The following is a 10,646-nucleotide window of genomic DNA, read 5'->3' as shown; positions in this document are numbered from 1 at the left end:
ACGCACCTGGTTACCTGTCGCGACCGGTCCGAATTTGACCCTCGCACGAAGCGTTGACCAGCCACTTGTCCGGTGGCGCGCACCGATGTTGGCCCCGCGTTGTATTCGCGATACGCCGCCAAGCTCCCAACGCGTAAATCGAATCGAGGCAACCAAAATAGGAAGGCGGGGGACTGGCCCCCGCCTTCCATGATCTCCGCCGCAGATTGGTGGCTACTCCGCTGAAGCCCTTGACTACGCGAAATGGAAGTCGTGGCTGTTCAGCTTGTCGAGCTGCGTGTTCTTCAGCGTGAGAGTGTCGCTTCCCGCCGTGATCATGACATCGTGACCGGATTGGGCCGCATGGGAGAGAACACTCGCAAAGCTGTCGAACACGCCCTTGCTGAACTGGACGGTGTCTTGCGTAGGGCCACTGGTGGCGAAGTCCTTGATGACGTCGCGTCCGAAGTTCGAGGCAAATACGAAAGTATCCGCCCCTCCCTTGCCGACCATGATGTCGTTGCCGGTAGTGCTGGTCAGCGTGTTGCTGCGACCCGTGCCGATGATCGCCTCGCCCGAGCTCGTCCCGACCGTATGGCCGCTCGTGTCCACCTGCTCCGCTGTGAAGGTGTGAGTCTTGCCCGACAGGTCGGAGGTATGGAAGCTCCACTTGCCATCGGCTCCGGCCGTGACTGAACCCGCCGACGCCGTGCCGTCAAACAGCTTGATCTGGCTGTTCGGGTCTGCTGTACCCTTGATCGTCGCGGTGTGATCCCAGTGCGGACGTACGTTGGTGACGTCCACCGTCGATGTGCCGTTGCCACCGTGCGAGCCAACCGGCGGATCGATCGGCTGCGATAGGGCGCTGGTATTGCCGGCAGCATCGGTGGCCGAGGCGACGAACGTGTGAGAGCCGGTCTTGAGGCCAGAGGTCGTCACACTGAAGTGTCCATCGGCACCTGTCATCGCCGAGCCGAGTAGGGTCGTCCCCTCGTAGACCTTGACGGTGCTTCCCGCCTCGGCCGTTCCAGTCACCGTCGCGCGATGATGGCTGATCGCATCACTGAGCAGCACCGGAGCGTCGGGCGCAGAGGCATCAATAGTGACGGCCAATGCAGCCGACATTGCGCTGGTGACGCCGGAAACAGCGTCGGTGGCGCTAAAGCTATGCTTGCCGTCGGGCAACGCGACTGTCGTGTAGTGCCACGCCCCGGTGGCATCTGCGGTGACGGTGCCGAGTTGGGTCGCTCCGTCATGGACCTTGACGGTGCTGTTCGCAACCGCGCTTCCGGTCAAGGTGATCGTCTTATCACTGGTGATGTGGTCACCGGCGGTGCCCGTATCAGTGGAGAACGAGGCGATCTTCGGTGCGGCAGGCGCATTAGTCGGCGTTCCCGACGTACCCGAACCAGAGCTCCCTGAACCGGCCGTACCTGTACCCGAGGTGCTCGCACCGGACGTGCCCGAACCGGACGCGCCCGACGTAGAACCGACGACCAGATCCACGGCGGTTGACGCGGCACTAATGTTACCCGCAACGTCCGCGGCCTTCGCCGTCAGCACGTGCGATCCGACAGACAGAGCCGAAGTCGTGAGGCTCCACGCGCCGGTTGAGTTGGTCATCGTAGTACCAACCTGCGTCGTGCCGTCATACACCTTGATCGTGCTGTTCGCTTCGTCAATCCCCGACACAATCACCTGACCGCCGCTGTTCACCGTATCGCTAGCGATCGTCGGTGCGGTGGGCGCCTTGGTGTCGACCGTTACGGACAAGGCTGAACTGGTGTCAGTGGTCGTTACGGCTGACGTTGTACCGGCACTGGTGGTCGTGTCGCCATAGGTGTTGCCTGTGACGGTCTGCGAATCCGCTGCCGTCCCGGCAATATTGCCATAGAGTTGCGAAGCGAATACGTTGCCCGTGACGTCGCAGCCCGTCGTCTTACCCTCGAAATAGATATTGTACGTGCCGCCGGCCAGCCGGTTGTTGGTGATATCGATGTTGGTAGCATCGGCCATCGTAATATCCGAACTGACGTCGTTCGCCAGGTCGATATTGTTGTGCGAGATAAGGTTGTTCGAAACGCTGGTCGCGCTGGTCGGGATTTGAATTCCGTCGATGTGGGGGTCGGTACTTGAGTTGTAGGGAATAAAGTTGTGCAGATAGTTATCCAGGATTTTACAACCGCTGGATTCCAGCCAGATACCGTTCTCGACATTGCTGATATCGCAACGTTGCACCGTGGTATTGTCGGCAAACAGCAGAGTGATGCCGCTGTTGCCATCCCCCCCCGTGATGGTGCTGTCCTGGATCGTGCCACCCCCCACATTGAACACGACAGAGGCAGCCTGGCAGTTCTTGATGATCACGTTCGGATTGTTGACGATGATCTGTCCGTGGACGTTGAGCCCATCAATGACCTGTCCAGCGTAGCTCGACGTGAAATCACTATTGACAGCGGTCAACGTTGTGCCAGCAGGCACACCTGACGTCGATGCGCTTGGAAATCCTGAAGACGGGCTGGTCGTAGTGCTTGTAGTCGCCGCCGTGAAGCTGTGCGTGCCATCCGACAGCGCGGCGGTTGTGTAGCTCCAGGCCCCACTGGAGTTAGCCATCGTAGTGCCAAGCAGCGTCGCGCCGTCGAACACTTGCACTGTGGTGTTCGCCGTTGCCGCGCCCGCGAGCGTGAGCGTGCTGTCGCTCGTGATGCTGTCCCCAACGATGCCGGTGTCAGTCGAGAAGGTCTTGATAGTTGTTGTCAAGTCTGGCTCCTGTTGTCGCGCGTGTGACCAAGCCCCGGTGCGTCCTCAATACACGTTGCACCCAGCGCTTACCCACAGTCCACGCCGTGTCCCCAAGCAGTCTTCCGATGACGCCCGCTCTGGTCTTTTTTTAGACGATTCTTTGACTTCTTGAAAGATCAGCGCAGACACGCGCCAGCAGCGAATTAAATCAGATATAATCAACATCAACTATCCGCATGCAGCAGAGTCGGGCGACCAGCTGTTGCATGCTCGACAATCATCAACGTAAATCTATTTGTTGTACGTGACGCGTCCGTCAGTTTTAAAAATCGTAAATCACCATTAAAAGCTTGATCGGGCAGACGGACACAAGTCTCGAATCGCCAATGATCGCCACTCCGATGCTTCGACGCTGGTGTTTCCTTCTCGCTAGTCCTCTCTCTGCCGTTGTCAGCGCGAGCCCCATGTCGCCGAAGTCCTTGCTCGCCTCAAGAACGCAAACCAATGAGAGGCGTTCGCCGCCCCTTCAACCGCGGGACTCGAGTTGTTGCAAGAATCGGACACGCCGGCTTCGCGCGGCTTGAGCGCGCGAGGAGACTCTCTTCTCACTATCGAGACGCTGCTGGCCGCTTCCGCGGCCCGAGCCGTCATATCCAGTCCATGCGGAAAGTCGTCACGACTCGACCACCTAGCGAACTGGTTTCCATGGAAGGAGCAGACCGCGGCATCCGCATGGTCGTTGCCTCCGATACAGGGTCATCCAAAAGCGAAATGTCATGTCGAGACACTCGGCTCAACGCCCATCGCCGCGAGACGCCAGACCTGGCCGAACAAACTCCGGAGCAGAACGGGCCCCCCCCTCGCAACAAGAGAAGGCCGCCCACGATGAGCCCGACCACAATGAGGCTCACCATCACGGCGCTAAAGTCCGCTCCGTTTCATGCCACACGTTTCCGGACCACAGGAAGCCCGGAGCATTCCGGTTGAATCCGGTGTGCGTTCCAAATTCGCCGCAGTGTGGAAAATAATGCCTCGAAAAGCGATTATTGGTGACGTGCACGTTGGCGGGAGCGGACGGCCTCTGTGAGGGGCCGTACAAGGTATAAGACCCTCCAGCAAAGAAGTTGCCATCGATCGTGAGGTCATGCATTCCTTCGGACAGCGCAATGGCAGAGCTGCCCGCACCGTATTTGGTCGGCGTGTAATCGCCGGCTGTCAGGATGGCGATGATCGTATTGTGAATGACGCGAAGGCCGCCTGCATCCGACCATCCGTAAGTCTGCAATCCGTCGGTGTGGTCGTCGGCCGCAATCCAGCGCGCAAAATCATGCATGTAATTGTCGTGAATGTAGCTGCTACCCCCTGTCACGGCGTTCTCGACGCCGAAGATTTCACAAAAGGACACCTCGGCTGCGTTGCCGATGCCCTCGAGAACGTGCGTGGCCTTGCGATCGCTCTTGGAAGCGAGCCCATAGACTCTGCAGTTTTGGACGGTTAATCCCGAGCCCGAGACTTGCGAGATCCCCGATATCTGACCCGAGGCATTGACCTCGCAGTTTTGAATGGTCACGTTGTCGGCATGAACGGAGATGGAGCCGACCACGCGGAGGCTATCGACCACAGCGCCGTCCTGCCGAACCTCATAATCCCCTGTGAAATCTCGAAACGAGGTTCCCGCGGCCGGCCCGGTCGTGTCGGAGTTGGGAAAGCCGACGGGTATCAGCACGGGCGCCTGTGCCGGCCAGGGCCTGCGCGGAAGCGAGGAACCGGTTGGTGGGGCAGCCGCGTCATCCGCCCGACATTCCTCAACGCGACAAAGCACCGGCGAAAGCGCGACCATCGCCAGAGGAGGCAGGAACAACTCAATCAAGACATGCCTTCGGCTAGCTTGAAGAAGCCCGCATCCTGTCAAAGTCCTGGCATGCCGGAGGCAGGACGAACACCTTCTGGATGGAACTGCAACGGTCATGCACCGACACCCTCAGAATTGTTCGGCTCTTGCGCCCTTCCCAGTCCGTCAATTAATATCTCGAAAAAAATACATATTAAATAACTTAGCATTTATTTATATATTGTTCAGCCTGTGTTACTTCACTGCATAACCACGGGAGCAATCGCAGTTGTGCGGCATTGCGGGATGGATAGGACCGCCGGTGGATCCCGGGCTCCTGCGCAAAATGACCAACGCCGTTCGGCATCGCGGACCGGACGGCGAAGGACAGGTGATGCTGCCTCTCTCCGGAGGAGTGGTGGCGGCGCTGGGCCACCGACGCCTCTCGATTATCGATCTCGCGGGCGGCAGCCAACCCATGAGCAGCCACGACGGCCGCTTCACCATTGTTTTCAACGGCGAAATATACAACTATATCGAGATTCGCAACGAGCTGCTAGCGCGTGGCGCGCAATTTAGGACCAACTCGGATACCGAGGTTATCCTCGAAGCCTGGCGCGCCTGGGGCGCCGAATGCCTGCCCCGCTTCAGGGGCATGTTTGCCTTTGCGCTGCATGACGACGCCACCCGCACCGTGGTGCTGGCGCGGGATCAGTTCGGCAAGAAGCCGCTGTTCGTCGCCGAGCGGCAGACGGCATCGGAGCCGGTGCTCGTGTTCGGTTCCGAGATATCGGCGCTGCTTGCTCACCCAGCCGTCCACTCCGAACTGGACGTCGACACTCTGTACCAATACCTCTGCTGGCGTTACGCCCCCGGTCCCTTCACGTTCTTTCGCGGCATTCACAAGCTGCAGCCAGGCAGCTACCTGATGTGGCACGGCGGAGTGATCCGGACACAGCGCTATTGGACCGCGCCCGAGGAGACGGCACAGCATCGGACACCGCCTACGGACCCTGTTGCAGCCTTCCTTGACGTCTTCGACGAGGCCGTGAAGATGCGCATGCGAGCCGACGTGCCGCTTGGAGCTTTTCTGTCCAGTGGGCTCGATTCAGCAGCGATCGTCGCGACCATGGCCCATCTCGGGGCCGCAAAGGTACGAACGTTCTCCATTGGGTTTCAGAATGATCCGGGTTCGGAATTGCCCGCCGCCGCCGAAACTGCCCGCGAGATCGGCACCGCACATACCTCCCTGGAACTCGCGGCGAACGACCTGATCGAGCTGCTGCCGATGCTGACCCGTCATCGCGGCGCCCCGATCGCGGAGCCCGCCGATCTGCCGATCTATATGCTGTCGGCGGAGGCGGCGAAGCATGTGAAGGTCATCCTGTCAGGCGAGGGCTCCGACGAGATGTTCGCCGGCTATCCGAAGCATGTCGTTGAGCGACATCTTGGTCGTCTTGCCGGACCGGGCTTCTTGTCGCTCGCAGGACATGCGCTGCTGATCGCGACGTCCTCCGCTTCCGTCGCATCCCGGAGGCTGCGAATTGCGTCGAGGGCGATGAGCACACGCCGATTTGACGAGCGAATGATCGTGTGGTTCGGCGCGATTACCCCGGCCGAGCGCGGGAAGGTCTGGATAGGCCCCTCCGTTTGCCGCCAGCTCGACGCACGTCCGTTCCGTCCCGCTGCCGGAAGCACGCCTCTGCGCCGCGTGCTCCATTTCGATCAGACCTCCTGGCTGCCTGATAATCTGCTCGAGCGCATGGACGTAATGACGATGGCGACCTCGATCGAAGGCCGCGCACCATTCATGGACGTCCGGCTGGCGGAGTTCGCCAGCACCCTTCCGGACAACTACCGCATCAAGGGCGGCATCACCAAGCGGATCGTGCGCGAAGCTCTGCGTCCGCGGCTGCCGCAATCAGTTCTGACCCGCCGAAAGAATGGCTTTCGCATGCCGGTAGCGGAATGGTTCCGCGGCCCCTTGCGCAATCCGGCAAGTGAGCTTCTGCTCGCCTCGGACAGCATCACGAGCCGCTATATCGATCGTGCGACGCTCAGGCGATATCTGGACGAGCATGCGAAGGACCAGCAGAACCACGAGAAGACACTCTGGTCTCTGTTCGCGCTCGAGACATTTCTGCGCGAGTTCTTCTAATCGGAGACCGGTATGCTGATCTCGGTTATCATTCCGCATCTCAATCAAGAGCACTATCTCGAGGTCGGGCTGCGAGCACTGCACAGCCAGCGCGGCGTCTCAAGCGAGGTCGAGATCATCGTCGTCGACAACGGATCGGCGCGGCCGCCCAAGGCGGTCTGCTCTGGCTGGCCCCGCGTCCGGCTCATCTCGGAGCCGACCCCCGGTCCCGGACCGGCGCGCAACCGTGGAATCCGCGAAGCGCGCGGCGACATACTCGCATTTATCGATGCCGATTGCCGCGCTGATCCTGGATGGCTGGCGGCGATCCAGACCGCCCTCGCCAACGGAGAGACACGGATCATTGGTGGTGATGTGAGGGTGGGGTATGAGCGCCCGGGACGGCCTACATTTCTCGAACCATATGAAAGTATCTATTCTTATCGCAACAGCGAACATATTGCCGAGGGTTTTTCGGGAACCGGGAATCTTGCCACGCTACCCTCAGTTGTCGCCGAGATCGGCCCGTTTGCCGGAATTGACGTTGCCGAGGACCGCGATTGGGGGCTGCGCGCCCGTGCGGCGGGCTACACCATAAGGTATGTTCCAGAGATGATAGTGTTTCATCCCGCGCGGAAAACATTTGCGGAGCTGACGCGGAAATGGGACCGGCATATTGCCCATGACTATCAACGCATCCGTCTCCGACCGCGCGGGACGCTACGCTGGCTGACGCGGGCCGTCGGCGTCGCAGGATCTCCGTTGTTCGAATTGCGGACGATTCTGCTCTCGCCCCGCGTCTCCGGGCCGCGCGAGCGCATCCTCGCACTTCTCTGTCTCACCGCAATCAGGCTCTATCGCGGCGCGCGCATGATCGGCGTCCTTCTGCAAGGCGATGCCAAGAGATTTTCGGGAGAATGGAACCGCGTTTAGGGGCATACGGACGGGTTCGATTGGATGTCTCGCATCCGACACCATGCAGGGTCTGCGGCAGTCAAATCCAATACATAATGGCCGGATCGTCGCGCTTACCTCGCTCCCTTGAACAGGGTCTCGTAGGCCGCGATCAGTTTCGGCACCTCATGGCTCCACGACAGCTCGTCGTGGACGCGTTTGCGTCCGTACATGCCCATCTCTCGACCACGGTTTGGGTCGTCGATGAGTTCAAGAATCTTGTCACCGAAATCGGCGATGTCGGTGTTGCAAGCATAGAGCGAGGCCGATTCCGCCGATACCCGTCCCTCGGACAGGTCGAACTGCACGATCGGTTTGCCCAGCGCCATATATTCCATGATCTTGTTCATCGTCGACATATCGTTCATTGCATTCGGACGATCCGGATTGACACAGACGTCCGCCGTCGACAACGCTGCGAACAGGGTCGCATCATCCACTCTGCCGGTGAATGTCACGAATTCCGATAGGTGCATCTGCGCACAAGCTTGCTTCAGAGCTTCCAGGCTCGGCCCTGCCCCTACGATCACAAACTGAACGTCCTTCCGTTGCCGTGCGAATGTGATGTGCCGGACCGCTTCCAGCAGGAGATCGACACCCTCCTGTTCACCGATGACACCAACATAGCCGACCAGATGCGACCGACCGTTTCGCCAAGTATTGTCGGGAGCAAACTCCTGCACCCGCGCGAGGTTCGGTCCAGAGCGGACGACAAAGACCCGATCCGGGTTCATCCCACCGCGCTGGACGGCGATGCGGGCATAAGACCGGTTGGTGGCGATGGAGATGTCGGCCACCTTGAAAGTCATTCGCTCGAGAAGAACGAGAGTCCTCCAAATCAACCCGCGACGTCCGAATTTCGCTTCGAACAGTTCCGGATTCAGATCATGGTGGTCAAACACAAACTTCTTGCCGAAGAGGTACTTGTAGAAGGCTCCGATCAAAAAGATGAGATCCGGAGGATTGCAGGCGTGAATCACATCGAAGCCGCGCCCCCAAAACACCTTGAGCGAGTAGGCGAATTCCCAAAACAGCGCGCTGCCGTATTCGGCGAGATAGGCGAGCTTGCCCTTGGCTTCGATCGGTAATGGATGGCGGTGAATTTCGATTCCGTCGATCGACTCGAAGCTCTTCTCGGCGAACTTACCCCGGGGACATATCACCGACACCTCGTAGCCGGCAGCGCGCAACGATTGCGCCTCCGCCCAGACCCGGCGGTCGAATGGAACCGGTAGATTTTCGACGATTATCAGGATCCGCCGCTGCGGCCTATTCGTCACGTCCATAGCCGTTGCCATCGTCAGGACCGCCGCGACCAAGAACAACTACCAGCAAAGGCCATGATAATTGATCCCAGACTGCTGGTCTGGCCTGACACGAACAAGATCAATGACGATCTTATGCGGGTCGATCAAAGGCCATAAACCGTTCTGAAGCTCTTGGCGGTTGCCGATGACAAGAACCTCCGCAAACTCAATCAAATCACTCATTGTCTCTCGTAGCAGACAGGCGATGTGCGGCAGGCGCTTCGTCAAGTGTTCCTTGTTGGCCCCCGCGAGCCGCGACAAGCGAATGTTCGGATCATAGATCGCAACTTCATAGCCGCGGCCGATCAATCGCTGAGCGATCTCCAGCATGGGGCTGTAGCGAAGGTCGTCGGTATCCGGTTTGAAGCTCAGGCCCACGAGACCAATCCGGCGCTTTTCGGTCGCTGAAACAAGCCGAAACGCACTTCGAATCTGGTTCTCGTTCGCCTGCAGGACGGCGTCCAGCAAGGGTGTGTCAACGTCCACCATCCTGCCGGCATAGCGGAGAGCACTGACATCCTTTGGCAAGCACGAACCACCAAACGCGAAGCCGGGCTTGAGGTACGCCGGAGAGATGTTCAGCTTCGTATCGCTGGTCACAGCGTTCATCACTTCATGGCTATCGACGCCCATCGCCTTGCAAAGCAAACCCAATTCGTTGGCGAAGCTGATCTTGGTCGCGTGCCAAGCGTTGTTGGCATACTTGACGGCCTCGGCGGCGCGAATTGACATGACTTGGGGCGCGATCGAAGATTTCGCGTGGATATCCATCAGTCGTTTGAGCGTGCGCGCGTCGCCATCGACACCGAACACGATGGCCCCCGGATTGTCATAGTCCGCGATCGCCGTTCCTTCCCTCAGGAATTCGGGAAAATAGGCGACCCCAAAATCCCGACCCGCTCGTTTTCCTGACGCGCGCTCCAGCAAAGGTATGATCTTCTCTTCCATCGTGCCCGGCAGCATCGTCGAGCGCATCACAACAGAATGAAAGTTCGTGCTCTTGCCGATATTTTTTCCGATCTCTTCCGCTACCCGGCTCACGAACGATGTTTCCAGAGATCCATTCTCCTGCGAAGGTGTTCCAACGCAGACAAATGAGATGTCGGTTGAAGAGATCGCGGCGGAGGCGTCACTCGTTGCCTTCAATCTGCCGGAGCGGACAGCGGCAAGGACGCTTTCGTTGAGCTTCGGCTCAACAATCGGGGACAGTCCCTGGTTGATAACGTCAATCTTTTGCTCGTTGACGTCAACCGCCACCACCTGATGTCCATCCCGTGCAAGGCAGGCTGCAGACACCGTACCCACATAACCAATGCCGAAAACGCCAATCTTGAACTTGGTCGATTTTCGTACGAGCGTTTTCTCGCATTTCGCGGTCTTTGAACTGCCGCGCGGCGAATTGAACCGACTGTAAACAAGACTGTCCATATTCCAATCTCTCGAGCTGTCTCGGGATTGCGCAAAATTAACAACATTATTCGGTTTTCAGCCCTTTTATAATTTAACAGCTCGCAATAATCAATCTCGTATTAATTTTTAATTTAATATTTGTTCTGTGATTGCTCGATCGCCCAGCCAAGCTGACCTTCCAGGGGGAATACCGGCGGGGCGATGAGGTGGCAAAATCGGTCATCGGACACGAGCACCAAACCCTCATCCCTGCCCTTTTTCTGGTCGCTTTACGCGCTGACCCGCA

General features: G+C 58.8%; 6 protein-coding genes. 2 read left to right on the top strand and 4 right to left on the bottom strand.

Annotated features, from left to right (window positions below; translation table 11 throughout):
- Positions 1–234: 234 nt before the first annotated feature.
- Both XH80_RS26030 and XH80_RS26025 read right to left on the bottom strand, forming a co-directional pair.
- Positions 235–2,739 (bottom strand): Ig-like domain-containing protein, encoded by a 2,505-nt coding sequence (locus XH80_RS26030; RefSeq protein ID WP_271601017.1) that lies wholly within the window; start codon positions 2,737–2,739, stop codon positions 235–237.
- 895 nt (positions 2,740–3,634) lie between these two features.
- Positions 3,635–4,591 (bottom strand): right-handed parallel beta-helix repeat-containing protein, encoded by a 957-nt coding sequence (locus XH80_RS26025; RefSeq protein ID WP_271601016.1) that lies wholly within the window; start codon positions 4,589–4,591, stop codon positions 3,635–3,637.
- A 250-nt stretch (positions 4,592–4,841) separates the two neighbouring features.
- Between XH80_RS26025 and asnB the strand changes: the two genes are divergently transcribed.
- Positions 4,842–6,710 (top strand): asparagine synthase (glutamine-hydrolyzing), encoded by a 1,869-nt coding sequence (asnB, locus tag XH80_RS26020; RefSeq protein WP_271601015.1) that lies wholly within the window; start codon positions 4,842–4,844, stop codon positions 6,708–6,710.
- 12 nt (positions 6,711–6,722) lie between these two features.
- Positions 6,723–7,622, top strand: a complete 900-nt coding sequence (locus XH80_RS26015) for a glycosyltransferase (RefSeq protein ID WP_271601014.1) — start codon at positions 6,723–6,725, stop codon at positions 7,620–7,622.
- Between the two features lie 95 nt (positions 7,623–7,717).
- Here the strand turns inward: XH80_RS26015 and XH80_RS26010 are convergent, their stop codons facing one another.
- Together XH80_RS26010 and XH80_RS26005 are read right to left on the bottom strand one after the other, a co-directional pair.
- On the bottom strand, positions 7,718–8,962 hold the full coding sequence (locus XH80_RS26010) for a glycosyltransferase family 4 protein (protein WP_333968847.1): 1,245 nt from the start codon (positions 8,960–8,962) through the stop codon (positions 7,718–7,720).
- A gap of 6 nt (positions 8,963–8,968) precedes the next feature.
- On the bottom strand, positions 8,969–10,378 hold the full coding sequence (locus XH80_RS26005) for a nucleotide sugar dehydrogenase (protein WP_271601013.1): 1,410 nt from the start codon (positions 10,376–10,378) through the stop codon (positions 8,969–8,971).
- Positions 10,379–10,646: the final 268 nt, after the last annotated feature.

It is taken from the genome of Bradyrhizobium sp. CCBAU 45384 (genome assembly GCF_028128665.1).
Lineage (GTDB): Bacteria > Pseudomonadota > Alphaproteobacteria > Rhizobiales > Xanthobacteraceae > Bradyrhizobium > Bradyrhizobium manausense.
This window is presented reverse-complemented; position numbering and strand designations above follow the sequence as displayed.